This window comes from Ewingella sp. AOP9-I1-14 (assembly GCF_052375995.1).
In the GTDB taxonomy this organism is placed as follows: Bacteria; Pseudomonadota; Gammaproteobacteria; order Enterobacterales; family Enterobacteriaceae; genus Ewingella; species Ewingella allii.
Window position 1 is genome coordinate 21,737 of the sequence record NZ_JBQSVA010000011.1, and the last position, 25,649, is coordinate 47,385.

Consider the following 25,649-nt stretch of genomic DNA (forward strand, 5'->3'; position numbering starts at 1 on the left):
GAGTCAACCCGATGGCTGATTATCACCACGGCGTACGTGTTGTTGAAATCAACGACGGTACACGCGTTATTTCCACTGTTTCAACCGCTGTTATCGGCTTGGTTTGTACTGCCGAAGACGCGGACAAAACCCTGTTCCCACTCAACACTCCGGTGCTGATCACCGACGTCCTGGCTGCCAGCGGCAAGGCGGGTAAAACCGGCACGCTCGGCCCGGCACTGCTGGCAATCGCCGACCAATGTAAGCCGGTGACGGTGGTTGTGCGCGTTGCTGAAGGCGAAGATGAGGCAGCGACGACCACCAACATCATCGGCGGTTCTGATGCCAACGGTCGCTACACCGGCATGAAAGCCCTGCTTTCGGCACAAGCCGAACTGGGCGTTAAGCCGCGCATTCTTGGCGTACCTGGGCATGACAACCAGGCCGTTGCGACGGCGCTGGCGGCAGTGTGCCAGCAGCTGCGCGCTTTCGGCTATGTCAGCGTTTATGGTGCGAAAACCATTTCTGATGCCATCAAGTACCGCGAGAACTTCAGCCAGCGCGAGCTGATGCTGATCTGGCCTGATTTCGTTAACTGGAACACCACAACCAGCCAGTCTGATATTGCGTTTGCTTCGGCTCGCGCGCTGGGCCTGCGTGCCAAAATCGACCAGGAAACTGGCTGGCATAAAACCCTGTCTAACGTCGGCGTCAACGGTGTTACCGGTCTGTCCGCCAGCGTGTTCTGGGACTTGCAAGCCACCGGCACCGACGCAGACCTGCTGAACGAAGCCAGCGTCACCACGCTGGTACGCAAAGATGGCTTCCGTTTTTGGGGCAACCGCACCTGTAGCGACGACCCACTTTTCGCCTTTGAAAACTACACTCGCACAGCACAAGTTCTGGCTGACACCATGGCCGAAGCTCACATGTGGGCGGTCGATAAGCCACTCACGCCGTCCCTGATCCGCGACATGATTGACGGCATCAAAGCCAAAATGCGCGAGATGAAATCCGCGGGTTACATCATTGATGGCAACTGCTGGTATGACGAATCGGCCAACACGCCTGAGACGCTGAAAGCGGGCAAGCTGTACATCGATTACGACTACACGCCGGTTCCACCACTGGAAGATCTGACCCTGCGCCAACGCATCACCGATAAATATCTGGTGAACTTTGCCGCCTCCGTGAACAGCTAAGGAGAATTTGACTCATGGCACTCCCTAAGAAACTGAAATACCTGAACCTGTACAATGACGGGAACAGCTACCTCGGCGTGGTCTCCTCGCTGACTCTGCCAAAACTGACTCGCAAGCTGGAAAACTACCGTGGCGGCGGCATGAGCGGCTCGGTCTCCGTGGACTTCGGCCTGGACGACGACGCGCTGGCGCTGGAATGGACCATCGGCGGCATGGACGAACTGGTGTTGCAGCAGTGGGGCAGCACGGCGGATATCCCGCTGCGCTTTGCTGGCTCCTTCCAGCGTGACGACACTGGCGATATCTCCGCAGTCGAAGTGGTGATGCGCGGCCGCCACAAAGAGTTCGACTTCGGCGAATACAAGCAAGGCGAAGACACCGAAACCAAGATTTCGACCCAGTGTACTTACTTCAAGCTGACCATTGATGGCAAAGAGCTGATTGAAGTCGACACCGTCAACATGGTTGAAATCGTCAACGGCGTTGATCGTCTGGCAGAGCATCGCTCGGCGCTCGGCCTGTAATCCCCCCTGCTCTCTAGCCGGCAGCAATTGCCGGCTTCTTTTGCATTAGTCTCCAATATCGCATCGAGGAAATCTCATGAGCACAGTTGAAAACCACGACAACACCGTCGTTCTTGATGTCCCGCTAAAGCGCGGCGACGTAGAAATTAGTGAAATTCAGGTGACCAAACCCAATGCCGGCAGTCTGCGCGGTATCGGCCTGGCGGCGCTGGCGAATGCTGACGTTGACGCGCTAATCACCATTCTTCCCCGTATCACCTACCCGAACCTGACCAAAGAAGAGTGCTCACGCCTGGAGTTGCCGGACCTGATTGCGCTGTCAGGCAAGGTGATCGGTTTTTTATCGCCGAAACAGGACGGGTAGAGATATCCCCCCGCCTGACCGTGGATGATCTCATGGCAGATATCGCGGTGATTTTTCATTGGCCGCCGTCCGAGATGGACGGCATGTCGCTAACCGAACTGATGAACTGGCGATATAAGGCGTTGCAACGCAGCGGAGTAAAAACTGATGAGTAATCTTGAGCAAATGCCCGAGACGCTGGGGCGGATCAGGCAAGAAATGTTGTCATTAGCGCAGGCCAGTGCCGACGTGTGGGCGCGCCTTAGGACCCCGCCTCCAATGACCTTGTTCAGCATGGTCACCAGTGACATTCGCGAGGCAAGTAAGGAGTTAATTTCGTTCAACCAGCAGAGTAAAGCGATCAATAAGCTGGAGTCGACACAGGACAAAATGCAGCTGAGCCGCCAACGGCTAGACAGCGCTAAGGCTCGCGTTGTCTCACTGGAGGCGGATATTCATCTGTCTACGCCAGAAAACCACTCTGCCGTGCAGCAGCAGATTCTGCAAGAAGCCCGGAGTATCAGCGCTAAACAGTTTAAAAAGCATGAGATTTTGAGTAAATCGGTCAGCAAGCAAACTGAATCACTGCGCGCCAAAGGGATTAACACCGATGATATTCCGGCGGAGAAACTGCGTGTTCAAGATCAGATCCAGACGACGGCTGCCAGTCGTCAGCAATCGCTGGAGCTCAAAGGCAATCTGATTGGGCAAAAATATAAAAATCGCCAACAGAGTGTTTCTCAACTTAAAAAGGCAAGTGCTTCAGCTAAGGCTTTCGCACAACCCAAACTCGAGCTGGTAAAAAACCTGCTCAAGCCCGGTGCCGATTTAGAGGCCGGGCTTTCTGAGGTGCAAGCCCTGCTGCATCTCAATAATGGCGATCCGCGCACGGCGGCGCTGCGCCAACAGAGTTTGTCGATGGCGGCTTCTGGCCATGCGCCTTCCGACGTTGTGGCGAAGCAAAAAGAGCTGGCTAAAGGCGGCATGAGTGCCGATCAGGTGTTGGCTCAGACTCCGGCGGCGCTGAACGGCGCAACGCCAGCAGAGCAAATGGCCGTCACGGTCAAAGGCGACAATCTGGATGGCGATATCACCAAGTTGTTCGCCAGCTGGGACACCATCCGCATCAACCTGTTTGCAGGCCAAAGCGACGCATTGCGCCAGCTAACCCAGACCGCCACCGGCTGGCTGAACACCCTCAACACCTGGATAACCGATAACCCACAGATGGTGAACGCCCTGCTCGGTCTGGCTTTAGGCGTCACCGGCTTGATTAGCGGGCTGGGCTTCTTAGGCGGCGTTATCGCGCCGGTGCTGAGTGGCGTAAATATGCTGATGGCGGGTGCCGGGTTGCTGGGGACGGTGTTTAGCGGCGCGGGCGGCATTATGGCCGGAGCCTTTGCTGCAGTTGGCGGCCCGGTCGTGGCGCTTATCGCCATTATTGCCGGTATCGCCATTGTGGTAGCGCAGCTATGGGAGCCGATCAAAGCCTTTGTTGGCGGTGTTATTGAAGGTTTTACTGCCGCTATGGGTCCGGTCAGTGATGCTTTCGCTCCCTTCAAAACCGCCTTGGGCTGGATAACCGACCTGTTTAAGCCCATCGAATTTACCCAAGAAACACTGAATGGTGTAGGAGATGTTGGCAAGAAAGTGGGGGCTGCCATTGCACAATTGTTTTTAGATTTAAACGAGGCCTTCTCACAGATGGGGGCTGTATTTAACTGGGTCCGTAAGGGAATAGACTCATTATTTGGTTGGAATAAGTCCGATGACAAGGGGTCATCAGGCAGTGCATCTGCTGAGCCAAATGCACCGTTATTTGGCGACAGCGCGCCTCCTAGCGGCGGTGCCCTCAACCTGTATCAACCCGCGAGAACGAATACCTCAAACTCATTAACTGACAACCGTTCCACTACATTTAACTTAAGTTACAACACAACTAACGGTGCTGATAAAGACCAATTTACTGGTTGGTTCAACGACGCCATCAATCAGCGCGAATGGAATAAAACCAACGACCGGCTAGGCCAGTTTGGCTATGGAGGTATGTACTCATGATGATGACGCTAGGTTTATTTGTCTTCAAACTCAGAACCTTACCCTATCAGACTTTGAAAAGAGACGTCGGCTACGGCTGGGTGGAAAATAAGCGCGTTGGACAACGCCCGATCACTCAATACCTTGGCTTGGGTACCGAAACTATCACCCTCACCGGTCAGCTCTTGCCGGAAGTCACCGGAGGCCAAACCTACCTGCAAGTGTTTGAAAGTATGGCGGACTCGGGGCGAGCTTGGCCGCTAATTGAAGGTAGCGGCACCATCTATGGCATGTTTGTGGTTCAAAGCTTTAATCACACCAACTCACAGCTAAACACCGATGGCCGGGCGCGTAATATCAGCTTTGAACTGACGCTTAAACGCGTCGATGAGTCCTATGCGGCCATGTTCGGTGATCTACAGGAGCAGGCAAAGGGGTTGTATAACAAGGCGAGTAACACCGTAAAACAACTCTTTCCTAATGGAGTAAGCCTATGATAACCCAACTACAATTGCCCGCTGGGGCGAAAATCATGCCTGACTTTATGCTGAGCGTAGAAGATAAAGCTTTAGAAAGAAACGTCAGCGAGCGCGTGATGTCATTGCAAATGACCGACAACAGCGGTTTTGCCGCTGATATGCTAAATATCACTTTTGATGATAGCGATGGCGCATTCCAAATGCCCGAGCGCGGCACCGTTTTGAGCCTAAGTCTGGGCTGGGCGGGTCAAAACCTGATTGGCTGTGGCCGTTTTGTGGTAGATACCGTGATACACAAAGGAGCACCGGACACTCTCGACGTCACTGCAAGAAGTGCCGACTTGCGTGAATCAATGAACACTCAGGGGAGTTATTCTTACGATGACACCACTCTGGGTGCGATCGTTAATCTGATATCTCGCCGTAATAAGCTGCCTCCGGCAAACTTATTGCCGGAAATGGCGGCGATAAAGATTGCCCATATTGACCAGACTGGCGAAACCGATGCTTTCTTCCTTATGCGGCTGGCGCAAATGTATGGCGCTCAGGCTACGGTAAAGTACGGCCAAATTATCTTTATCAAGCCGGGATATGGCATCACGGGTTCGGGTAAAGCTATCCCATGGATGACAATTGAACGTTCGGACGGTGACACGCATTCATTTAAATTATCCGACGTGCTGGCCTACAGCGGCGTAAAAGCCAAATGGCATGATGTGAAAAAGGGGCAATCCAATAAGGTCGGCGTGCAGCGAACCGAGAAGGCAAATAGCAGTGCTAAGGTGTCGCATCCTAATGCTAAAACACCGGCATCGCCAAGTGCTGCGGGAAGCGCCAAGGAGGAGAGTTACATCTCTGGCTCCAATAAGAAAGTACTGGAGCTGAATAAAATTTATCCCGATGAGGAGTCTGCTACTCGCGCGGCTGATGCGATTTTTAAGCAGATCCAATATGACGCTGCCACCTTCGACATAACTTTGGCCTTAGGCAGGGCTGACCTGTTCGCGCAAACTCCCGTGACTGTCAGTGGTTTTAAAGACGTGATTGACCAGCAGCGCTGGATCATCGATTCCGTGGTTCATGATGTTGCTGGACAGGGGTTCGTCACCACCTTGAAATTGAAGGTATATGTAGAGGATATTACTTACCAAGCAACTTCAATATAATATAAACTTGCTTTTGCGAGATTCATGTTTCATAATCACTACAACGCTTACCCAAACGCTGGAGGTTTTTATGATGCATTGCCCACTATGCGGAAAAGTCGCTCATACCCGCTCGAGCCGCTATCTCAGTGAATCTACGAAAGAACGTTATCATCAGTGCCAGAATATTGAATGCAGCTGTACCTTTGCAACTCATGAATCCGTGGCTCGGGTTATTTCCAAGCCGGGTGTGAATTTGCAAGCTGGAATGCGCGCAGTCTAAGCTTCTTCAGTATCGACAACACCCTCTATTTTTTGCTCCTCCCTTTGCCTGCTACCCCGCAGGCTTTTTTGTGTAGCCAATTTGTAGTCACTGAGCACAAAAAAAGGGGTTAGCCTATGGCTAACCCCTTGTTCTATATTAACTATTAGATGTCGCGTTAGCGATACCTTAGTTAAGACGCTCTTTGATACGAGCTGACTTACCAGTACGCTCACGCAGGTAGTACAGTTTAGCTTTACGAACGGCACCACGACGTTTAACAGCAATGCTGTCGATTACTGGGGAGTGAGTTTGGAATACACGCTCAACACCTTCGCCGTTAGAAATTTTGCGAACAGTGAATGCAGAGTGCAGACCGCGGTTACGGATAGCGATAACCACGCCCTCGAATGCCTGCAGACGCTTTTTAGAACCTTCAACGACCCATACCTTAACTTCCACGGAATCACCCGGACGGAATGAAGGTACGTCTTGCTTCATCTGCTCTTGTTCGATTTGTTTAATGATATTGCTCATAATATGTCTCTTACCCTAGGTAAACTGATATATCGGGAGGGCTCAGCGCTAAGCTTGAGCGTTCCCTTCATAGTCTTGTTGACTGAGTCGATGTTCCTTTTGGAACTCTCTCAGCAACACCTCTTGCTCGTCAGTCAGAGCTAGGTTTTCTAGAAGTTCAGGTCTTCTAAGCCAGGTTCGACCCAGCGACTGTTTCAGGCGCCAGCGACGTATATCAGCATGATTTCCCGACAGCAGAACTGGCGGTACCTCCATACCTTCTAACACTTCAGGGCGGGTGTAGTGAGGGCAATCCAGCAAACCATCCGCAAAAGAATCTTCCTCTGCTGAGGCCTGACGACCCAAGACGCCCGGTATAAAGCGGGAGACTGAATCAATCAGCGTCATTGCCGGTATTTCTCCACCACTGAGAACGTAATCGCCAATTGACCATTCTTCGTCAATTTCGGTTTTGATCACGCGCTCATCAATCCCTTCATAACGACCACAAACCAGAATAATTTTCTGGTGGGCCGCCAGTTCGCAAACACCGGTTTGATCCAGTTTGCGACCCTGAGGTGAAAGATAAATCACTTTCACACCTTCGCCTGCCGCCGCTTTAGCTGCGTGGATCGCTTCCCGCAAGGGTTGCACCATCATCAGCATTCCGGGACCGCCGCCGTAAGGCCGCTCATCCACGGTACGATGTCGATCGTATGCGAAGTCACGAGGACTCCAGCAATTTACGCTCAACAGGCCATTCTTTACTGCCCGGCCAGTTACCCCGTAATCGGTAATTGCGCGGAACATCTCAGGAAACAGGCTAATTATACCGATCCACATAGCCCACTCCCTTCAAACGATTGTCCACCCAACCTGCCTTTAGCTACTTCGGTACAAAATACGTCAGTAAAAGCTACGGAGGTCAAAAACCAGGATCCCAATCTACTTCAATACTTTGAGTAGTGAGATCGACTTTCTTGATAACCTGCCCATCGAGGAACGGAATCAACCGCTCCTTGATTCCGAATGCATCCTTCAGGTTTGCTTTTACAACCATCACATCGTTAGAACCGGTTTCCATCATATCGATGACTTTGCCCAGCTCGTAACCGGAAGTTGTCACTACCTGGCAACCAAAAAGGTCTTTCCAGTAATAGTCACCCTCTTCCAGTGGTGGAAGTTGCTTTGAATCGACGATAATTTCGCAATTAGTCAGAAGATTCGCGGCATCGCGATCATCAACGCCTTTGACTTTGATAATCAGATCCTGAGTGTGGCGTTTCCAGCCTTCCAGCTCGATAACTTGCCACTGACCACCCCGTTGGATAAACCACGGTTGGTATTCGAAGATGCTTTCGGCGTCTTCGGTGGATGAAAACACTCTGAGCCAACCGCGAATGCCGTACGTTGACCCCATTTTGCCGAGAACTATCGGCTCAGCGGGCGTCACTGGATTGAGTTGTTTGCTCATTGTTACCACCGCGACAGATTAAGCCGCTTTCTTAGCGTCTTTGATCAGCGCGTGAACGCGATCAGAAACGGTTGCACCCAGTTCTTGCCAGTGGGCAATACGATCCAGGTCCAGACGCAGTGCTTCAGCCTGGCCAGAAGCCAATGGGTTGAAGAAACCTACGCGCTCGATGAAACGACCATCACGAGCGTTGCGGCTGTCGGTCACTACTACTTGATAAAACGGACGCTTTTTTGCGCCGCCACGTGCTAAACGAATTGTTACCATAACATCCTCTTTAGTTAATAAAACAACCAGACCCCATCGGGGAACGGGGTCTGGTTGCAATATAAAAAGCCCGAAAATTTTACTCATTTTGGCGCAAAAAGCAATCGAAAGCGTAGATTAACCCCGACGCTATTTGCTTGAGTGAGGTAACTGGCTAAAAAGCTAGCCAGTTATGTTGATTAACGGCCTGGGAAACCCGGTGGCATCATACCCTTCATGCCACGCATCATTTTGGCCATGCCGCCTTTCTTCATCTTCTTCATCATGCGTTGCATGTCGTCGAATTGTTTGAGTAAGCGGTTTACGTCTTGAACCTGCATACCGGAACCCAGCGCGATACGGCGCTTACGGGAACCTTTGATAATTTCAGGCTTGGCGCGCTCTTTCAGCGTCATCGAGTTGATGATAGCTTCCATGCGAACCAGCACTTTATCGTCCATCTGCGACTTCACGTTGTCCGGCAGCTGACCCACGCCCGGCAGTTTGCTCATCATGTTGGCCATGCCGCCCATGTTGCGCATTTGCTTGAGTTGATCGAGGAAGTCGGTCAAATCAAAGCCATCGCCCTTCTTCAGCTTGCTCGCCAGCTTCTCAGCCTGTGCGCGGTCAACTTTGCTCTCAATATCTTCGATAAGCGACAGAACGTCGCCCATTCCCAGAATGCGGGAAGCCACGCGATCCGGGTGGAAAGGCTCGAGCGCGTCGGTTTTCTCACCCATACCGAGGAATTTAATCGGCTTGCCGGTGATGTGGCGAATAGACAGCGCGGCACCGCCACGGGCATCACCATCGACTTTCGTCAGGATCACGCCGGTTAATGGCAGAGCTTCGTTAAAGGCTTTGGCGGTGTTCGCCGCATCCTGACCGGTCATGGCGTCGACCACAAACAGGGTTTCAACCGGCTTAATAGCGGCGTGAACCTGTTTGATCTCTTCCATCATCGCTTCATCGACGTGTAAACGGCCGGCGGTATCGACAATCAGGACATCATAGAATTTGAGTTTAGCTTGCTGCAGCGCGCGGTTAACGATATCAACCGGCTTCTCTTGCGCATCAGACGCAAAGAAATCCACACCGACTTGTTCAGCCAGCGTTTCCAACTGCTTGATCGCCGCCGGACGGTAAACGTCGGCAGAGACAACCAGCACTTTTTTCTTTTTCTTCTCTTTAAGGAATTTCGCCAGTTTACCGACACTGGTGGTTTTACCCGCACCTTGCAGACCCGCCATCAGCACCACGGCCGGCGGCTGTGCGGCGAGGTTCAGCTCGGCGTTAGCCTCGCCCATGGCTGTTTCCAACTCTTTCTGGACGATCTTGACGAATTCCTGCCCTGGCGTGAGGCTCTTGTTGACTTCATGGCCAACGGCGCTCTCTTTCACCCGGTTAATGAAGTCGCGCACCACTGGCAGAGCAACGTCCGCCTCAAGCAGCGCCATGCGAACTTCACGCAGGGTTTCTTTAATGTTCTCTTCGGTCAGCCGCCCACGGCCGCTGATATTGCGCAGTGTGCGCGACAATCGATCGCTTAAATTCTCAAACATCGTCTCTTGCTCAACGTAATGACAGGCCGCCTTAGCGACACAATTGCGGGATTATAACACGAAGCGTTGACGATCTCTGCTTTGGCGTCTCAGATAGGTTGGAGCGTGACGTGCGTAACGTTATACTGTCAGTCTCATTCATTTTTGATGCTAACGAACGCTATGTCAGTTTTTGCACTTGTCGCCATGTTGGCCTATCTGCTCAGCCTTGCCCTGATCGTTCCTAGTATTATCAGGAACAAAAGTGCATATCGGCGTTTAGCATTGATTTCGGTGATCGTCGCGCTGGTTTGCCACGCGGTGGCGCTCCAGCAACGCATCTTCGATGTCAGTACGGGTCAGAACCTAAGCTTGGTCAATATCGGCTCGGTCATCAGTCTGATCATCTGTACGGTAATGACCATCGTCGCTTCGCGCAACCGTGGCTGGTTTATTTTACCCATTGTTTACAGCTTTGCGCTGATCAATCTGGCCTTTGTGACCTTCCTGCCGGGCGAATTCATTACCCATTTGGAGGAGAGCAAAGGGCTGCTGGTGCATATCGGCCTGGCCCTGTTCTCTTACGCCACTTTAATTATTGCGGCGCTCTATGCCCTGCAACTGGCGTGGCTGGATTACCAGTTGAAGAACAAGCGGCTGTCATTCACCGCGGATATGCCGCCGCTGATGACCATTGAGCGTAAGCTGTTCCACATCACCCAAGTTGGGGTGATTTTGCTGACCCTGACGCTATGCACCGGCCTGCTTTATATGGACAATTTGTTCAGCCGGGAAAATATCGACAAGGCGGTTTTGTCGATTCTCGCATGGTTTGTCTATATCGTTTTGCTGTGGGGGCACTATCATGAAGGTTGGCGCGGTCGTCGCGTGGTGTGGTTTAGCATGGTAGGAGCAGTTTTGCTGACACTGGCCTATTTTGGCAGCCGCATGATTCAGCAGTTCATGACTCACTAATAAACATTGGCGGATTGATCGCCATCTATCTCATAAAGAAGGAATTTCCCGTTGGAGCACGTCTCGACAACTACCCTCATTATCACGCTGATCATTATGGTAGTGGTTTCGGCTTATTTTTCTGCCTCCGAGACCGGCATGATGACTCTCAACCGCTATCGGTTACGCCACCTTGCCAAGCAGGGCAATCGCGGTGCCCGCCGTGTGGAAAAACTTCTTAAGCGCCCGGACCAACTGATAAGCCTAGTGCTTATCGGCAACAACCTGGTCAATATCCTTGCTTCTGCACTGGCAACAATTGTGGGTATCCGCCTATATGGCGACGCCGGTGTGGCGATTGCGACCGGTATTCTGACCTTTGTGGTTCTGCTGTTTGCCGAAGTATTGCCGAAGACTTTTGCCGCGCTGAATCCTGAGCGTATCGCCTTCCCAAGCAGCCTGCTGCTGCGCCCGCTGCAAACCATTATGATGCCGCTGGTGTGGATCCTCAACAGCCTGTCACGCCTGCTGATGCGCATGTTTGGGGTGAAAACCAACGTGGGGATCAGTGACGCGGTGAGTAAAGAAGAGCTGCGCACCATCGTGAATGAGTCCCGCTCGCAAATTTCTCGTCGCAATCAGGACATGCTGCTTTCGGTGCTGGATCTGGAAAAAGTCACCGTGGACGACATCATGGTGCCGCGCAATGAGATTGTGGGTATCGACATCAATGACGACTGGAAGTCAATCATTCGCCAGCTGACGCACTCCCCGCACGGGCGCATCGTGCTGTATCGCAACTCTCTGGATGACGCCATTGGTATGCTGCGTCTGCGCGAAGCCTATCGTCTGATGACCGAGAAAAAAGAGTTCACCAAAGAGAACCTACTGCGCGCCGCAGATGAAATCTACTTCATTCCAGAAGGTACGCCGCTCAACATTCAGTTAGTGAAATTCCAGCGAAACAAGAAGAAAGTGGGCATCGTGGTCGACGAATATGGCGATATTCAGGGCCTGGTGACGGTGGAAGACATCCTTGAAGAGATTGTCGGCGACTTTACTACCTCGATGTCACCTACCCTCGCGGAAGAAGTCACGCCGCAGAGCGATGGCTCAGTCGTGATTGAAGGCAGTGCCAACGTGCGTGAATTGAATAAAGCCTTCAACTGGACATTGCCGGAAGATGGCCCGCGCACCATGAACGGCATGCTGCTAGAAGTGCTGGAAGAAATTCCGAAAGTGGGCGCTCACCTACGCATTGAGAATTACGAGGTGGAGATTCTGGCGGTGCAGGACAATATGATTAAACAAGTTCAGGTGCGACCGATGCAGTCACTGCAAACCTCGGTGAATCGGCACTAAATCGTTGAATCAGCTGCAAAGAAAAAGACGCGAAATCGCGTCTTTTTTTGTGCTCTGAAGTTCTACACCAAACTAGATGTGGAGTTCAGTCAGCTTCTCTTTCGGCAAAGCCAGATCATCGTTGTGGTTAACACCCACTTCACTGTCCACAATGTGCTGAGCAATTTCTTGCGCTTCTTTCAGAGAATGCATCTCGTAAGTCCCGCACTGATACTCGTTCAGCTCAGGGATTTTGCGCTGATCAGTGACTTTCAGCACATCTTTCATCGCGGCTTTCCATGAGTCAGCAACCAACTGCTCACTCGGTACGCCAATCAGGCTCATGTAGAAACCTGTACGGCAGCCCATTGGTGAAATATCAATGATTTCAACACCGTTACCATTGAGATGGTTACGCATGAAGCCTGCGAACAGGTGTTCCAGTGTGTGGATACCACGCTCAGGCATCACTTCGATATTCGGACGGCAGAAGCGCAGGTCGAATACTGTAATGGTGTCTCCGTGTGGAGTTTTCATGGTTTTCGCGACGCGAACGGCAGGTGCTGCCATACGGGTATGGTCTACGGTAAAGCTATCCAACAGTGGCATATCGTCACCTCTCCTAAAGAAAAAAATGTTTTTTATCGAACTCAGGAAACCTTTTCCCATAATGCGGGTCTGATTATTTGAAAGACGCGCATTTGTTATCATCATCCCTGTAAACAGAGATGTTTGTTTGGCCACATTGATTGTGGCCTTTTCTTTTTTAGCCAGCCGCTAGCGCAGCCAGATACTCTTCAAAGCTTAGTTTATCATTCGCCTCAAGGTCACGCTGTCTCTGCCAAGATGCAGCACATTCAGCCGCGAGCGCTTCAGGTGTCAGAATTTCTAAAGGTTCCTGCAGCAGCATTTGGCGATACTTATCCGCCCACTCCAGACCAAGACTGCTTTTTCCAGCGGCCTTAATCTCGCGCAGTATGCGAGCCGAGTAAGTCTGATCCGGGTCATCAAACCCTACCGCCAACTCACTGCACACGTCCTGGTACTCTTGGTTGCCATTCTGGCTATCCAAAACTTCGGCCACGCGACGCAGGTCAGCAAACAGGGCCTTGCCTACTTCGGCGAGTGGTTTACGCTCATCGTGACAACCCATACCAATAGTTTGCCCCGGCTTGCGTCCTTCCAGAATGACGCGATTCCAGTTCTGACGTGTACAAAGCAGCTCGTCGCTGTCCATCTCTGGCGCATCGGCCAAAGCACACCATATCAAAAACAGATCGAGGAAACGCGCCTGAGAGGCGTCGATGCCGATCGGCGAGAATGGATTGACGTCCAGCGAACGCACCTCAATGTACTCAATCCCACTGCGCATCAGAGCATCTGAAGGCGTTTCCCCTGAGCGCGTAACGCGTTTTGGGCGAATCGGAGCATAAAGCTCGTTCTCAATCTGTAACACATTGGTATTGAGCTGCAGGTATTTGCCATCCTTTTTCACGCCCATAGCGGCATATTCAGCCGATGGCGTACGAATGGCCTTTTTAACGCCTTGTACATAAGTCTCAAGATCGTTAAAGGTGATACCTAAATTGCTCTGGTTTTTATTGGTGTAGCCCAAATCGCTCAAGCGCAGCGACGTGGCGTACGGCAAGTAGCACATCCCTGATTCGGTGTACTCGAACGGTAAATCCGTCTCACGCCCTTTGATGAACGAAGAACAGATAGCCGGTGAAGCACCAAACAGATAAGGGATCACCCAACCAAAGCGATAGTAGTTACGGATCAACTTAAAGTAAGCCGCAGAAATTTCGTTTTTACCGCTTTCCGCGTCAGCAATCCCTAAGCGCGCCTGCCAGAACTCAATCGGCAAAGAAAAATTATAGTGGATGCCAGAAATAATCTGCATCAAGGCACCATAACGATTCTTCAAACCTTCTCGATAGAGCGTTTTCAAGCGGCCGATGTTTGAGGAGCCATATTGCGCCAGCTCGATGTCCTGCTCTGCTTCCACGAAACAAGGCATACTGAATGGCCACATTCTCTCTTCACCCAGCTCACGAGCCACGTGGCGATGAATGTCGCGCAGGAAAGTCAGCAGGTGATCGATATCACCATCAACCGGAGTAATGAACTCCAGCAAAGATTCAGCGAAGTCAGTGGTGATCCAATCATGCTTCAGCGCAGAGCCTAAAGATTCCGGGTGTCCAGTGGTCGCCAGCGAGCCATCGGCATTGACGCGAAGTGTTTCGCGCTCAACGCCGCGGCGAATTCCTTTTACTGCGTGAGGATGGGCTTCCAACCAGGAAAGCGCCTGAGATACATCCGGGATCAAATTGACCTCCCGCTATTTGAAGACATTAATTTGCAAGCATACTGAATCTGCATAGATGTAACCATTATGATAAGCGATCTCAATCTAATTCCACCAAGAGAGCCCCTGTAACGTTATGGCAGTTAACACCACATAACGCACTGTTTTCCCTATCAACAGGAAAAACACCACGGATCCCCAAGGCATACGCAACCAGCCAGCTAACACACATAAAACATCGCCCACCACCGGCAACCAACTGAGCAGCAGCGCGGCTGGGCCAAAACGGTTCAACCAACCCAGCGCAGTGTCTAAACCTCGCTGAGGTTTAAGCTTAGGCAGTAATCGGCCGATTATGATATTGGTAATACCCCCTAAGGTATTGCCAAAAGATGCAGCGAGCACTAATAAAAGTGGTGACGCACTGCCTGCTGTCAGCAGGCCAACTAACAAAATCTCTGAGTTCCCCGGCAACAGCGTTGCGCTGAGAAAGCTGCTACTGAATAACGAAATCAGTGCCAGCGTACTGCTCAAAGTTTGCGGACATCCACAACGGCCATATTGGCGCGTTTCGCCGCCTCAATGCCAAAATCTGCATCTTCGAACACCACACACTTCTCTGGCGGCACGCCAATCAATTGGGCACACAACAAGAAGGTGTCTGGGGCAGGCTTATGGTTCTGAACATCGTTAGCACCGACGATGGCATCAAAGCAGTGCCGCAGGCCAAGGTGGCGCAGGAGAGCGTCCGCCATGTCGTGCTCACTGCCGGTTCCTACCGCCATAGGGCGTCGGCCATGATAAGACTTCACCACCTCGATCAGAGGCAGAGGCTGGACGGTATCGAGCAACATCTCTCGCACTGCTACGGTTTTCTCGGCAGCTAAGTGATGTGGATCCATATCGACCTGATTGTCATCAATGATGAATTTCGCGATTCGCCACGTCGGAGAGCCATTCAGAGCAATCATCTGCTCGAAGTCATAACGCATGGCGTATTTCGACAATACCTGATGCCAAGCCTGACGGTGCGTAGGTTCTGTATCCAATATGGTTCCATCCATATCAAAGATCAAACCCTCGTAGAGATCGTACATCTTGTACTCCTGCTCGCGATAAAAACAGGAAACTACTTTAGCGCAAAGTCTATTGATTGTCGCTTTTTGTCAGGAAGGGTACACAATTGAAAAGCCGCAATATCAGTGGGGTAACGGCAGTAGGGAGGAAAGAGTCTAAAAAGCAAAAAACCCGCCGAAGCGGGTTTCTCTAATATGGTGCACCCAGGAAGATTACTCGGCTAGCGCCTCGCCCTACGGGCCGTTGCTAAAGCAACGTTATCTTCCTTCGTGCTCGCTGCCAGCATGCCTGCCATGGTAATACCGTGGTTGCTGCGACTAGCGTGGAATATGGTGCACCCAGGAAGATTCGAACTTCCGACCGCTCGGTTCGTAGCCGAGTACTCTATCCAGCTGAGCTATGGGTGCATTGGGGTAGTGCTGAGTTTTTATCTGGGAAAATACAAAGAAAGAATGGTGCACCCAGGAAGATTACTCGGCTATCGCCTCGCCCTACGGGCCATTGCTAAAGCAACGTTATCTTCCTTCGTGCAATCTGTCTGCTGAGTGCAATATATGATGTTCACAATCGCTTCAACACACACAAAATATGGTGCACCCAGGAAGATTCGAACTTCCGACCGCTCGGTTCGTAGCCGAGTACTCTATCCAGCTGAGCTATGGGTGCATTTTGATTCTTACTGCAGATTTTACCTGACCATTTTTCCGTACTACAGTGGCTTTCGCTTCTGCCCATCACGCTCATTTGATTGCAAATCAACATACGCTTTGGAAAGTATGGTGCACCCAGGAAGATTCGAACTTCCGACCGCTCGGTTCGTAGCCGAGTACTCTATCCAGCTGAGCTATGGGTGCATTTTAAATGGCGGTGAGGCGGGGATTCGAACCCCGGATGCAGCTTTTGACCGCATACTCCCTTAGCAGGGGAGCGCCTTCAGCCTCTCGGCCACCTCACCATACGCCTCTTTCGAGTTGTGCTGACTAACTTTGTTTAAGCTCATCGGCACTGCGTGGCGCACATATTACTTTCACGGGCTTATAAGTCAAACCCTTTTTTTCTAACATTCGTTCGTTTGAACAATTCACGCGCAACCTGCACAGTTTCAAGGCAAAAAGAGCCTCTTATTGGCAAAAACACCGGATATTTTCTAGAGATAACTGTTTACGGCGTCGCTGAAGCAAGGGAAAAAACAGAGAATAAAACAGGGGAAAACAGGAAGGGATAACGCTTAAACGCGAAATAAGAAGGTCAGCGCCTCGCCATCGGCGAGACGCCTGGTAAATCAGTAACTCGTTTGTTGAGACTTCTCAGCCTGAATGCGCTGATAAATCTCTTCACGATGCACAGAGACCTCTTTTGGCGCGTTAACACCAATACGCACCTGGTTACCTTTTACGCCTAACACGGTAACAGTTACCTCATCGCCAATCATGAGGGTTTCACCAACTCGGCGAGTCAAAATAAGCATTCTTTGCTCCTTGAAGAATTAAAAGAGTCGGGTCTCTCAGTTTCCCGGCCATTATCTATCAACCACGGGTAAAACGTAAGCCATGACCCCCACATAAAACTTAACTAGCCTGCGACCTCAGCCGTGCATATTTTAAGTTTAGCCGAAAACGAGGCGATTGTGGGTTTTCTAGCCTGGCCTACCCAACCTGCGATAGCGAAAACGCCATAGTGCACAATACATTATGGCGTTTCTTTGTGTAGTGATTTATTTCTTATTACAGCTTAGCTTCAAGCCAAGCTTCTACACTGGCAAGGGCTGCAGGAAGTGCCTGAACATCGCTACCACCTGCCTGAGCCATATCAGGACGGCCACCACCTTTACCCCCTACCTGCTGCGCTATAGAGGCAATCAACTCGCCTGCTTTAACGCGATCGGTCAGGTCTTTGGTGACACCAGCAATCAGGCTGACTTTATCGTCAGCGATGGTTGCCAGAACGATAATCACCGAGCCCAGCTGATTTTTCAGGTCATCAACCATGGTGCGAAGCATTTTCGGCTCGACATTATCCAGTTGGCTGACAAGGACTTTAACCCCTTTGACTTCTTTGGTCTGACTAGAAAGTGAAGCACTTTCCTGCGCAGCCTGTTGGCCTTTCACCTGCTGAAGTTCTTTCTCCAGCTGGCGCGAACGCTCGATCAAAGTACGAATCTTCTCTGAGACGCTGTTTACATCGCCCTTCACCAGATGCGCGACGTCTTGCAACAAATCACTCTGTTGGTGAAGTGATGCAATGGCGTTTTCGCCGGTGATGCCTTCGATACGGCGAATACCTGCGGCAGTGCCCGATTCGCTTTGAATACGGAACAGGCCGATGTCGCCGGTACGGCTAGCATGGGTGCCGCCGCACAGCTCAGTGGAGAAGTCGCCCATAGAAAGTACGCGAACATTGTCCTCGTATTTCTCGCCGAACAGCGCCATTGCGCCCTGCTCTTTGGCATCATCCAGCGCCATGATTTTGGTTTCAACCGGCAAGTTGCGACGAATCTGCGCATTCACCAAGTCTTCAACCTGACGAATTTCTTCCGGTTTCATGGCTTCGAAGTGGGAGAAGTCAAAACGCAGGTAGTTATCGTTAACCAGCGAGCCTTTCTGCGCCACATGCTTGCCCAGTACCTGACGCAACGCGGCGTGCAGTAAGTGGGTCGCCGAGTGGTTCAGGCGAATGCGGTCGCGGCGAGCAGCGTCGATTTCAGCTTCAACGCTGTCACCCACGCTCAGTTTGCCTGCATTCAGCGAGCCTTGATGACCAATGGCTTTGCCATATTTCTGGGTGTCGGAAACGGTGAAGATGCCGGAGGCCGTTTTCAGCTCGCCCTTATCACCCACCTGACCGCCAGACTCGCCGTAGAATGGCGTGTCATCAAGGATAACGATAGCGTTAACCCCGGCCTGAATCTCTTCCACTGGCTGGCCATCAACAAACAGAGCAACCACTTTTGAATGGCGCTCTGCATGCTCATAACCCGAGAAATGAGTCACGCCATCAACGCGTACCATGCTGTTGTAATCTGCGCTGAAGCCGCTAGATTCGCGCGCACGACGGCGCTGAACGTCCATCGCTTTCTCGAAGCCAGCTTCGTCAACTTTCAGATTTCTTTCGCGGCAAACGTCAGCGGTCAAGTCCAACGGGAAACCGAAGGTGTCATACAGACGGAAAGCGATTTCGCCATCCAGCGTGTCGCCTTTCAAAGAGGAAAGCTCTTCATCCAGCAGCGCCAAACCGCGCTCCAGAGTACGGGCAAACTGCTCTTCTTCGGTTTTCAGCAGTTGCTCAACCATCGCCTGCTGTTGCTTTAACTCTTCTGCTGCCGGGCCCATGACTTCAATCAGTGGCGCAACCAGCTTATAGAAGAAGGTGTCTTTCGCGCCCAGCATGTTGCCGTGACGGATAGCACGACGAATGATGCGGCGCAGCACGTAGCCGCGGTTTTCATTCGACGGGATAACACCATCGGAGATCAGGAATGCACAAGAACGGATGTGGTCAGCGATAACGCGCAGTGACTTGTTGTTCAGGTCAGTTGCACCAGTAACCTGCGCCACGGCAGCAATCAGTTTCTGGAACAGATCGATATCGTAGTTGGAGTTCACATGTTGCATGACCGCAGTGATACGCTCCAGGCCCATACCGGTATCAACCGACGGCTTAGGCAGCGGCAGCATGGTGCCGTCTGACTGACGGTTGAACTGCATGAAAACGATATTCCAGATTTCGATATAACGGTCGCCGTCTTCTTCAGCGCTGCCCGGAGGGCCGCCCCAGATGTGGTCGCCGTGATCGTAGAAAATCTCAGTACATGGGCCGCAAGGACCGGTGTCGCCCATCTGCCAGAAGTTGTCAGAAGCGAATGCGCCGCCTTTATTGTCGCCGATGCGGATAATGCGCTCTTTAGGCACACCAACCTGCTTTTCCCAAATATCAAAAGCTTCGTCATCAGTTTCATACACTGTGACCCACAGCTTCTCTTTAGGCAGATTGAACCAGTTTTCGCCGGTCAATAATTCCCAGGCGTAGCTAATGGCATCATGCTTGAAATAGTCGCCGAAGCTGAAGTTGCCCAGCATTTCAAAGAAGGTGTGGTGGCGCGCGGTGTAACCGACGTTTTCCAGATCATTGTGCTTTCCGCCTGCGCGAACGCAGCGCTGGGAAGTCGTAGCGCGACTGTAGTCGCGCTTATCTAATCCGAGGAAAACATCCTTAAATTGGTTCATCCCTGCGTTAGTAAACAGCAGTGTCGGGTCGTTATTCGGGACAAGCGAACTGCTTGCAACAATGTTGTGTCCCTTACTGTGGAAGAAATCGAGAAACGCTTGACGGATCTCAGCGGTGCTCTTGCTCATAAATGTCCCGGAATCTGGCTTGAAGAAACGGTTCGTAAGCAAGAAAGCGCTGAATTCAGCGGCAGACTGTACGGCCCACGAACAAAAAGTGTGGATAAGATAAAATTTCTTCGCTGGGAAGTAAAATCCCGTATGCGGTCAATCATCAAAATCGCGATAAATAGACTGGATCTCTTCCTGAAAAAAGCCTCGGTAGAGCATATAACGCAGAACTTTTGATTTTTCTTTCCATTCGGTTGGCAAAGGTTCACCAAATTTCCGCACTGCGATATCGCGGGCTAAAGCGCACCAGTCTACGTCGCTCTCTTCGAAGGCTGTCGCAACAAGCTCTTTATCGACACCTTTTTGCTGCAATTCGGAACGAATACGCTGCGCGCCATAGCCTTTTCGGCTACGGCCTGAGATATAGCGATCGGCAAATTTAGCGTCATCCAGCCAGTTATGTTGGTAGCAGTAATCAATCACGGACTGCACGTGCTCGGGAGAAATCTCTTCTGGCGGCAAGCGCACGGCTTTTTGCTGAATTTCTTCTTCCTGCCACTCTTTAGAAAACGACAGGCTAGATTTTTGTGCTTTAGGTTTGGCGGGCTTTGAATAACTTGGCTTGCTGAAAGCAACGGGAGGGGTAAGAAGTTTTTTGCGCAGCTCCATTTCGCCATGGTCGCGCTGCGACAGTAAACGCATCGCACGGCTGATTAAGGCGTTAATTTTGGCTGCATCGCCCTCTTTGGGTGGCGAGCTAAACATAGAGGAACCTTCATCGCCCCCATGTTGATTCAGTAAATCGTCGAGATTGACCTTTTTATCATCGGACATAGTGGGTACCTCATATTGGCAAAATGCCAGCCTGAAACTCAGGCTGGCATTTTATCGACCGCGTATATCCCCTGAGCCGAAGGCTCAGGTTCCAGCGTTAATTAAAGCTTTCGCTATTAAAACTCTTCGCTGGTTTCTACGTTATCGTCTAAGTCTTCAACGGTAGCAGTAGCGCTGATTTCACCGGTGCCGCTCAACAGCAGGTCACGCAGTTTTTTGTCCAGCTCGGCAGCCACTTTCGGGTTTTCTTTCAGGAAGTTACTTGCGTTAGCTTTACCCTGACCGATTTTTTCGCCGTTGTAGCTGTACCATGCGCCTGCTTTCTCAATCATCTTGTGCTTAACGCCAAGATCAACCAGCTCGCCGTTGATGTTGATGCCTTCGCCGTACATGATCTGGAATTCAGCTTGCTTAAATGGTGCAGCAATCTTGTTCTTCACCACTTTAACGCGCGTTTCGCTACCTACAACCACGTCACCTTCTTTGATAGCGCCGATACGACGGATATCCAGACGGACAGAGGCGTAGAACTTCAGCGCGTTACCACCGGTAGTGGTTTCTGGGTTACCGAACATCACACCAATTTTCATACGGATCTGGTTGATGAAGATCAGCAGGGTGTTGGCGTTTTTCAGGTTACCCGCAAGTTTACGCATTGCCTGGCTCATCATACGTGCCGCAAGGCCCATGTGAGAGTCACCAATTTCGCCTTCGATTTCAGCTTTTGGCGTCAGTGCTGCAACGGAGTCGACGATGATCACATCAACCGCGCCAGAACGAGTCAGCGCATCACAGATTTCCAACGCTTGCTCACCGGTATCTGGCTGTGAACACAGCAGATTGTCGATATCAACGCCAAGCTTTTTAGCGTAAATCGGGTCAAGGGCGTGCTCGGCATCGATAAATGCACAAGTTTTACCTTCGCGCTGCGCCGCTGCGATAACTTGCAGAGTCAGCGTGGTTTTACCGGAAGATTCTGGCCCGTAGATTTCAACGATACGGCCCATTGGCAAGCCGCCAGCGCCCAAGGCGATATCCAAAGACAAAGAGCCGGTGGAGATCGTTTCAACGTCCATAGAGCGATCTTCACCGAGACGCATGATGGAGCCTTTACCGAATTGCTTTTCAATCTGGCCCAGTGCTGCAGCTAACGCTTTTTGCTTATTCTCATCAATAGCCATTTTTGCTCCTTCGTCTGACGTGGAGTGAATTACTTCACTGACGTCACTGAATGTAATTTATGTACAGGTAATTGGCAGTAATTATACTGTATGCTCATACAGTATCAAGCCTATTTTTCAAGAAACTCATCTAATGCTGTTTGTAGCGAAAAAACAGCAGCTTGCAAGCGAACGGATTCCCGGTCGCCCGAGAAATGTTGTTTGGAAGTGAAAATTCGCCCTTCACTATTCGCAAATCCGAACCACACGGTGCCGACCGGTTTCTGCTCCGTGCCGCCATCAGGACCGGCAATGCCACTGATGGATAACGCTAAGTTAGCGCCCGCCGCATGCAGTGCGCCCTTGGCCATTTCGCGCACCGCCTCTTCGCTGACTGCGCCAAACTCCTCGAGTGTCCCGTCAGAGACGCCCAGCAGCTCGTGCTTTGAGGCATTGCTGTAAGTGATAAAGCCACGGTCAAACCATGCGGAGCTGCCCGCAATATCGGTGATAGCTTTCGCCACCCAGCCGCCGGTGCACGACTCAGCACAGGTTATCCATAATCCTTTTTCTTTCAATTTATTACCCACCAGCACGCTCAGCTGATGTAACTGTTTTTCGCTCATCGGAAATCCTTTCTGGTGGTAAAGATATGGGGCGATGTTATCACTTCTTTTCGGCACAAATCAGCCTAGTCACCTTTTTTGCGAGATGCATTCAGAAGAGAAAACATTCTATGGTTAAGCCCGTAAAAGCGTTGCAAAGCGCGGTATTATCGCCAAAACGCCCCCTTTGGGTGATCTGGCAAACAAGTGGAAAGGGCCACGAGAAGTGGCCCTTTGGAGTAATTAAAACAGGTTAAGTAAATTAGTTACCAGCGCGCGCCCTGCTCACGGCTTCACCGAGCTGCCAAACCGCCATCGCATACTGGGTACTGTGGTTGTAGCGAGTGATGGTGTAGAAGTTCGGCAGGCCGTACCAATACTGATAGTTTTGCCCCATATCCAGACGCAGCAAGCTGGCTTCCTGATAATTGGCCAGTGAGCCGAGTGGGCTAAGGCCAGCCGCTTTTAAGGTGAACAGTGGATATTTGGTGTTAAAGCCATTTTCCAACAGAGGCGCCTGCCCTGTTGCTGGCACGGCGACAGGTGCCCCGCGCGTCCAGCCGTGGCCTTTAAAGTAGTTGGCGACGCTGCCGATAGCGTCAATCGGGTCCCACAGGTTGACGTGGCCGTCGCCGTCGAAATCAACCGCGTAGTTTTTGAAGGCTGAAGGCATGAACTGCCCGTAGCCCATGGCGCCAGCGAAAGAACCACGCAGGCTTAGCGGGTCGTCCTGCTCTTGGCGACACATCAGCAGGAAGGTTTCCAATTCACTTTGGAAGTACTCGGCGCGACGCGGATAGGCGAAGGAGAGCGTCGCCAGCGCATCAATAATGCGGGTTTTGCCCATCACGCGGCCCCAGCGCGTTTCCACGCCGATAATTCCGACAATAATCTCTGGCGGCACGCCGTAAACCTGCTCGGCGCGTTGCAGCGCATCGCGATATTGATTCCAGAACGCCACGCCATTTTGCACGTTATCCGGCGTAATGAACTTGGCGCGGTAACGCAACCATGCGCCGTTCGGGCCAGACGGAGGTCCGCCGGTTGGGGCCTGCTGGTCCATCAAGCGCAGCACAAACCCAAGGCGCTTGGTCTGCGCCAATACGTCATGCAGCTGTTGGCGATCAAAGCCGTGCTCGCGGACCATTTTATCCACGAAAGCGTTCATCCCCGCGTCGTAGGCAAAGTCACCGTTTTGCAGTTGCCCGCTGTGTTCAGGCTGTAACAGGAAGCCGCCGGGGGCGGAACTCGGCGTGCTGGCGGTACTGTTGCCACCAGAAAACGGATTACGCGGCCCGTCAGGCGGCGGAGTGGGTTTGCTGCTACAGGCAGCAAGCAGGGTAATGATCGGGAGAATGGCAGCCAAATGACGCATCGGATATCCGTATAGCCATGCAAGAAATAAGTGACAGCTATGTTAAAGCATTGGACTGCGTGAACAAACTGGAATCTAGTCTTCGCGGGCTTAAAGCATCAGCCTGTTTGAACAATGTTTTAACTTTTTGCGCAGTATGGAGGAGAAACCCAGACTGACAGGTAAATCTGCCAATCTGGGTGAAGTTTTACAGAATCGCGCGGGCGGCAAATTCAGCGATGATCTGGTCTTCTTCTTTGGTCGCGCCGGAGATGCCAACCGCGCCAATAACCTCGCCCGCCGCGTTGCGCAGCGGCACGCCGCCGCCAATGCCAACTAACCCGCCGTTGGTGTTTTCCAGCGAGTAGGCCGCGCCATTAGGATGCAGGTCAACGCCGACGTTGGCGCTGTCATTGCGGAACAATACCGAGGTGCGCGCCTTGCCGTGGGCCACGTCGATGGTGGCGAGGAAAGTGCCATCCATGCGGCTGAAAGCCAGCAGGTGCGCGCCCGCGTCGAGCACGGTAATGGACACTGGCGGGAACCGGTTGTCACTTACTGATTGGCGCGCGGCGGCAATCACGTCTTCGGCCATGCGTAAAGTCAGGCTCATAATCTTCTCTCTAATGATGATTCAGGGGATGTTTTTTACTGTCGATCACGGCAACGGTGTGGATCATCAGGCCGCCGATGGCTAAAAGCGCCCCGACCCAGCCTGTTGATTCCCAACCCATTCCCGCCGAAATCGTCACGCCGCCCAGCCATGCCCCCATGGCATTGGCGATGTTGAATGCCGAGTGGTTCATGGCCGCGGCCATGGTTTGTGCGTCACCGGCGACGTCCATCAGGCGAATTTGCAGCACGGCGGAAAGCGCCACCATGGTGCCCACCAGCATGACGTTGAGCGGCCCCAGCACCGGATGGTGCGCGGTAAAGGTAAAGGCAGCCAGAATCACAATCGACCACAGCAAAATGCCGCGAATAGTCTTCTCCAGACCACGGTCTGCTAATCGCCCCCCCGCCACGTTGCCGAGAATCATCCCTAAGCCGAACAGCGCCAGCACCACCGGGATCATCGACAGCGGCAGGTGCGCCAGTTGCAGCATGGTTGGCTTCACATAGCTGAAGACGGAGAACATCCCGCCGGAGCCGATGGCACCAATCGCCAGCGTCAGCAGCACTTGTTTACGGGTCAGGGCTTTTAACTCACTGAGCGGGCTGGCGGATTTATTGCCTTCCACCCGAGGTACCCACATCAGCACCAGAATCAGGGTCAGCACCGCAAGACCGCCAACAATGGCAAAGGCCGAGCGCCAGCCAACCCACTGGCCGATAGCCGTGGCGGCAGGTACGCCGATCAGGTTAGCGACCGTGAGGCCGAGCAGTACCATGGATACCGCCTGCGCTCGCCGCTTTCTCTCCACCAGACTGGCCGCCACCAGCGCCGCCACACCAAAGTAAGTCCCGTGGGGGAAGCCGGCGATGAAACGGGCAAAGGCCATAGAGTAGAAAGTGGGCGCTACGCTGCTGACCAGATTTCCGGCGGCAAACAGGCCCATCAGGATCATCAGGAAATTACGGCGCGGCCAGCGCGCCCCTAAGATTGCCAGCAGCGGCGCGCCGATAACCACACCCAGCGCGTAAATACTGATCAGATGGCCCGCGGAGGGAATCGACACCCCTAGCCCTTTAGCGGCGTCGGGCAACAGCCCCATGATGACGAATTCCCCCGTGCCGATGGCAAAGCCACCCATGCCGAGTGCAAACAGCGCCTTGCCAACGCCAGCGCGGGAAAGTTCCGGCGTATCAACTGCTTCCGCCCTGATGTCTTGTTCTAAAGAGTTCATTGTGGATCCATGTGCTAATTGGAAAGCGATTATACCTCATGTATCGTTGAGTAAAATTCAACGATGCAGTGACTTCTTCTGCGAGAA

Annotated in this window: 27 protein-coding genes and 4 tRNA genes; 10 read left to right on the top strand and 21 right to left on the bottom strand. The window is 52.1% G+C overall.

Going from position 1 to position 25,649, the window contains the following annotated elements:
• Window positions 1-11: 11 nt before the first annotated feature.
• From ACT3RT_RS20885 to ACT3RT_RS20920, 8 genes are all read left to right on the top strand, one after another.
• A complete protein-coding gene (locus ACT3RT_RS20885) occupies window positions 12-1,181 on the top strand; it encodes a phage tail sheath protein (protein ID WP_396132770.1) in 1,170 nt (389 codons plus the stop codon).
• Window positions 1,182-1,195: 14 nt separating this feature from the next.
• On the top strand, window positions 1,196-1,705 hold the full coding sequence (locus ACT3RT_RS20890) for a phage major tail tube protein (RefSeq protein ID WP_496203664.1): 510 nt from the start codon (window positions 1,196-1,198) through the stop codon (window positions 1,703-1,705).
• Window positions 1,706-1,781: 76 nt separating this feature from the next.
• Window positions 1,782-2,069, top strand: a complete 288-nt coding sequence (locus ACT3RT_RS20895) for a phage tail assembly protein (RefSeq protein ID WP_496203665.1) — start codon at window positions 1,782-1,784, stop codon at window positions 2,067-2,069.
• 32 nt (window positions 2,070-2,101) lie between these two features.
• Complete coding sequence (locus ACT3RT_RS20900) at window positions 2,102-2,224, top strand: GpE family phage tail protein (RefSeq protein WP_034787693.1); 123 nt, start codon at window positions 2,102-2,104, stop codon at window positions 2,222-2,224.
• A complete protein-coding gene (locus tag ACT3RT_RS20905; RefSeq protein ID WP_496203666.1) occupies window positions 2,217-4,106 on the top strand; it encodes a phage tail tape measure protein in 1,890 nt (629 codons plus the stop codon). Before ACT3RT_RS20900 ends, ACT3RT_RS20905 begins: the two co-directional genes overlap by 8 nt.
• Window positions 4,103-4,582: a phage tail protein gene (locus ACT3RT_RS20910; RefSeq protein ID WP_034787692.1), complete on the top strand. Its 480-nt coding sequence runs from the start codon at window positions 4,103-4,105 to the stop codon at window positions 4,580-4,582. Before ACT3RT_RS20905 ends, ACT3RT_RS20910 begins: the two co-directional genes overlap by 4 nt.
• A gap of 35 nt (window positions 4,583-4,617) precedes the next feature.
• Complete coding sequence (locus ACT3RT_RS20915; protein ID WP_496203667.1) at window positions 4,618-5,730, top strand: contractile injection system protein, VgrG/Pvc8 family; 1,113 nt, start codon at window positions 4,618-4,620, stop codon at window positions 5,728-5,730.
• A gap of 70 nt (window positions 5,731-5,800) precedes the next feature.
• The gene (locus ACT3RT_RS20920; protein ID WP_072009850.1) at window positions 5,801-5,992 is read left to right on the top strand and encodes an ogr/Delta-like zinc finger family protein; all 192 of its coding nucleotides are present in this window, start codon (window positions 5,801-5,803) and stop codon (window positions 5,990-5,992) included.
• Between the two features lie 168 nt (window positions 5,993-6,160).
• Here the strand turns inward: ACT3RT_RS20920 and rplS are convergent, their stop codons facing one another.
• The 5 genes from rplS to ffh all read right to left on the bottom strand — a co-directional run bounded on the left by rplS (window position 6,161) and on the right by ffh (window position 9,769).
• The gene (rplS, locus tag ACT3RT_RS20925; RefSeq protein ID WP_003849035.1) at window positions 6,161-6,508 is read right to left on the bottom strand and encodes a 50S ribosomal protein L19; all 348 of its coding nucleotides are present in this window, start codon (window positions 6,506-6,508) and stop codon (window positions 6,161-6,163) included.
• A 48-nt stretch (window positions 6,509-6,556) separates the two neighbouring features.
• Window positions 6,557-7,330, bottom strand: a complete 774-nt coding sequence (gene trmD / locus ACT3RT_RS20930) for a tRNA (guanosine(37)-N1)-methyltransferase TrmD (protein ID WP_034787671.1) — start codon at window positions 7,328-7,330, stop codon at window positions 6,557-6,559.
• An 82-nt stretch (window positions 7,331-7,412) separates the two neighbouring features.
• Window positions 7,413-7,961, bottom strand: a complete 549-nt coding sequence (rimM, locus tag ACT3RT_RS20935) for a ribosome maturation factor RimM (RefSeq protein ID WP_034787669.1) — start codon at window positions 7,959-7,961, stop codon at window positions 7,413-7,415.
• Window positions 7,962-7,979: 18 nt separating this feature from the next.
• Window positions 7,980-8,228: a 30S ribosomal protein S16 gene (gene rpsP, locus ACT3RT_RS20940; protein WP_034787667.1), complete on the bottom strand. Its 249-nt coding sequence runs from the start codon at window positions 8,226-8,228 to the stop codon at window positions 7,980-7,982.
• 179 nt (window positions 8,229-8,407) lie between these two features.
• Complete coding sequence (gene ffh, locus ACT3RT_RS20945) at window positions 8,408-9,769, bottom strand: signal recognition particle protein (RefSeq protein ID WP_353501083.1); 1,362 nt, start codon at window positions 9,767-9,769, stop codon at window positions 8,408-8,410.
• 162 nt (window positions 9,770-9,931) lie between these two features.
• Between ffh and ACT3RT_RS20950 the strand changes: the two genes are divergently transcribed.
• The gene (locus ACT3RT_RS20950; protein WP_353501082.1) at window positions 9,932-10,723 is read left to right on the top strand and encodes a cytochrome C assembly family protein; all 792 of its coding nucleotides are present in this window, start codon (window positions 9,932-9,934) and stop codon (window positions 10,721-10,723) included.
• 51 nt (window positions 10,724-10,774) lie between these two features.
• The gene (locus tag ACT3RT_RS20955; RefSeq protein ID WP_353501081.1) at window positions 10,775-12,064 is read left to right on the top strand and encodes an HlyC/CorC family transporter; all 1,290 of its coding nucleotides are present in this window, start codon (window positions 10,775-10,777) and stop codon (window positions 12,062-12,064) included.
• A 72-nt stretch (window positions 12,065-12,136) separates the two neighbouring features.
• Here ACT3RT_RS20955 and luxS read toward each other — a convergent pair whose 3' ends face one another.
• From luxS to ACT3RT_RS21035, 16 genes are all read right to left on the bottom strand, one after another.
• Window positions 12,137-12,652 (bottom strand): S-ribosylhomocysteine lyase, encoded by a 516-nt coding sequence (luxS, locus tag ACT3RT_RS20960; protein WP_353501080.1) that lies wholly within the window; start codon window positions 12,650-12,652, stop codon window positions 12,137-12,139.
• A gap of 157 nt (window positions 12,653-12,809) precedes the next feature.
• Window positions 12,810-14,372, bottom strand: a complete 1,563-nt coding sequence (gshA, locus tag ACT3RT_RS20965; RefSeq protein WP_496203668.1) for a glutamate--cysteine ligase — start codon at window positions 14,370-14,372, stop codon at window positions 12,810-12,812.
• A gap of 84 nt (window positions 14,373-14,456) precedes the next feature.
• The gene (locus tag ACT3RT_RS20970) at window positions 14,457-14,885 is read right to left on the bottom strand and encodes a YqaA family protein (protein ID WP_496200551.1); all 429 of its coding nucleotides are present in this window, start codon (window positions 14,883-14,885) and stop codon (window positions 14,457-14,459) included.
• On the bottom strand, window positions 14,882-15,448 hold the full coding sequence (gene yqaB / locus ACT3RT_RS20975; protein WP_185688492.1) for a fructose-1-phosphate/6-phosphogluconate phosphatase: 567 nt from the start codon (window positions 15,446-15,448) through the stop codon (window positions 14,882-14,884). Before yqaB ends, ACT3RT_RS20970 begins: the two co-directional genes overlap by 4 nt.
• A gap of 310 nt (window positions 15,449-15,758) precedes the next feature.
• Window positions 15,759-15,835: transfer RNA gene (locus ACT3RT_RS20980), tRNA-Arg, on the bottom strand.
• A gap of 182 nt (window positions 15,836-16,017) precedes the next feature.
• Window positions 16,018-16,094: transfer RNA gene (locus ACT3RT_RS20985), tRNA-Arg, on the bottom strand.
• Between the two features lie 111 nt (window positions 16,095-16,205).
• A tRNA-Arg gene (locus ACT3RT_RS20990) sits at window positions 16,206-16,282 on the bottom strand.
• Between the two features lie 8 nt (window positions 16,283-16,290).
• A tRNA-Ser gene (locus ACT3RT_RS20995) sits at window positions 16,291-16,383 on the bottom strand.
• 327 nt (window positions 16,384-16,710) lie between these two features.
• Window positions 16,711-16,896 (bottom strand): carbon storage regulator CsrA, encoded by a 186-nt coding sequence (gene csrA, locus ACT3RT_RS21000; protein ID WP_013574027.1) that lies wholly within the window; start codon window positions 16,894-16,896, stop codon window positions 16,711-16,713.
• 256 nt (window positions 16,897-17,152) lie between these two features.
• Complete coding sequence (gene alaS, locus ACT3RT_RS21005) at window positions 17,153-19,780, bottom strand: alanine--tRNA ligase (protein ID WP_496200550.1); 2,628 nt, start codon at window positions 19,778-19,780, stop codon at window positions 17,153-17,155.
• A 138-nt stretch (window positions 19,781-19,918) separates the two neighbouring features.
• Entirely contained in the window at window positions 19,919-20,488 is a 570-nt protein-coding gene (recX, locus tag ACT3RT_RS21010; RefSeq protein ID WP_353503906.1) for a recombination regulator RecX, read from the bottom strand.
• 224 nt (window positions 20,489-20,712) lie between these two features.
• Window positions 20,713-21,777 (bottom strand): recombinase RecA, encoded by a 1,065-nt coding sequence (gene recA / locus ACT3RT_RS21015; protein WP_034787594.1) that lies wholly within the window; start codon window positions 21,775-21,777, stop codon window positions 20,713-20,715.
• 110 nt (window positions 21,778-21,887) lie between these two features.
• A complete protein-coding gene (gene pncC / locus ACT3RT_RS21020) occupies window positions 21,888-22,382 on the bottom strand; it encodes a nicotinamide-nucleotide amidase (protein ID WP_154146491.1) in 495 nt (164 codons plus the stop codon).
• 241 nt (window positions 22,383-22,623) lie between these two features.
• Complete coding sequence (gene mltB, locus ACT3RT_RS21025; RefSeq protein ID WP_353501076.1) at window positions 22,624-23,736, bottom strand: lytic murein transglycosylase B; 1,113 nt, start codon at window positions 23,734-23,736, stop codon at window positions 22,624-22,626.
• Window positions 23,737-23,923: 187 nt separating this feature from the next.
• The gene (locus ACT3RT_RS21030; protein WP_353501075.1) at window positions 23,924-24,328 is read right to left on the bottom strand and encodes a GlcG/HbpS family heme-binding protein; all 405 of its coding nucleotides are present in this window, start codon (window positions 24,326-24,328) and stop codon (window positions 23,924-23,926) included.
• 10 nt (window positions 24,329-24,338) lie between these two features.
• Entirely contained in the window at window positions 24,339-25,562 is a 1,224-nt protein-coding gene (locus ACT3RT_RS21035) for an MFS transporter (protein ID WP_353501074.1), read from the bottom strand.
• Window positions 25,563-25,649 lie beyond the last annotated feature (87 nt).

Excerpts from the sequence above, each read along its gene's own strand:
- ACT3RT_RS20950 (WP_353501082.1), top strand. The coding sequence starts at position 9,932 with ATGTCAGTTTTTGCACTTGTCGCCATGTTGGCCTATCTGCTCAGCCTT.
- luxS (WP_353501080.1), bottom strand. The coding sequence starts at position 12,652 with ATGCCACTGTTGGATAGCTTTACCGTAGACCATACCCGTATGGCAGCA.
- ACT3RT_RS21030 (WP_353501075.1), bottom strand. The coding sequence starts at position 24,328 with ATGAGCCTGACTTTACGCATGGCCGAAGACGTGATTGCCGCCGCGCGC.
- ACT3RT_RS20885 (WP_396132770.1), top strand. The coding sequence starts at position 12 with ATGGCTGATTATCACCACGGCGTACGTGTTGTTGAAATCAACGACGGT.
- csrA (WP_013574027.1), bottom strand. The coding sequence starts at position 16,896 with ATGCTTATTTTGACTCGCCGAGTTGGTGAAACCCTCATGATTGGCGAT.
- ACT3RT_RS20890 (WP_496203664.1), top strand. The coding sequence starts at position 1,196 with ATGGCACTCCCTAAGAAACTGAAATACCTGAACCTGTACAATGACGGG.
- ffh (WP_353501083.1), bottom strand. The coding sequence starts at position 9,769 with ATGTTTGAGAATTTAAGCGATCGATTGTCGCGCACACTGCGCAATATC.
- recA (WP_034787594.1), bottom strand. The coding sequence starts at position 21,777 with ATGGCTATTGATGAGAATAAGCAAAAAGCGTTAGCTGCAGCACTGGGC.
- ACT3RT_RS20915 (WP_496203667.1), top strand. The coding sequence starts at position 4,618 with ATGCCTGACTTTATGCTGAGCGTAGAAGATAAAGCTTTAGAAAGAAAC.
- mltB (WP_353501076.1), bottom strand. The coding sequence starts at position 23,736 with ATGCGTCATTTGGCTGCCATTCTCCCGATCATTACCCTGCTTGCTGCC.
- ACT3RT_RS20910 (WP_034787692.1), top strand. The coding sequence starts at position 4,103 with ATGATGATGACGCTAGGTTTATTTGTCTTCAAACTCAGAACCTTACCC.
- ACT3RT_RS21035 (WP_353501074.1), bottom strand. The coding sequence starts at position 25,562 with ATGAACTCTTTAGAACAAGACATCAGGGCGGAAGCAGTTGATACGCCG.
- rimM (WP_034787669.1), bottom strand. The coding sequence starts at position 7,961 with ATGAGCAAACAACTCAATCCAGTGACGCCCGCTGAGCCGATAGTTCTC.
- ACT3RT_RS20905 (WP_496203666.1), top strand. The coding sequence starts at position 2,217 with ATGAGTAATCTTGAGCAAATGCCCGAGACGCTGGGGCGGATCAGGCAA.
- trmD (WP_034787671.1), bottom strand. The coding sequence starts at position 7,330 with ATGTGGATCGGTATAATTAGCCTGTTTCCTGAGATGTTCCGCGCAATT.
- ACT3RT_RS20895 (WP_496203665.1), top strand. The coding sequence starts at position 1,782 with ATGAGCACAGTTGAAAACCACGACAACACCGTCGTTCTTGATGTCCCG.
- ACT3RT_RS20900 (WP_034787693.1), top strand. The coding sequence starts at position 2,102 with ATGGCAGATATCGCGGTGATTTTTCATTGGCCGCCGTCCGAGATGGAC.
- ACT3RT_RS20920 (WP_072009850.1), top strand. The coding sequence starts at position 5,801 with ATGATGCATTGCCCACTATGCGGAAAAGTCGCTCATACCCGCTCGAGC.
- rpsP (WP_034787667.1), bottom strand. The coding sequence starts at position 8,228 with ATGGTAACAATTCGTTTAGCACGTGGCGGCGCAAAAAAGCGTCCGTTT.
- yqaB (WP_185688492.1), bottom strand. The coding sequence starts at position 15,448 with ATGTACGATCTCTACGAGGGTTTGATCTTTGATATGGATGGAACCATA.
- rplS (WP_003849035.1), bottom strand. The coding sequence starts at position 6,508 with ATGAGCAATATCATTAAACAAATCGAACAAGAGCAGATGAAGCAAGAC.
- alaS (WP_496200550.1), bottom strand. The coding sequence starts at position 19,780 with ATGAGCAAGAGCACCGCTGAGATCCGTCAAGCGTTTCTCGATTTCTTC.
- pncC (WP_154146491.1), bottom strand. The coding sequence starts at position 22,382 with ATGAGCGAAAAACAGTTACATCAGCTGAGCGTGCTGGTGGGTAATAAA.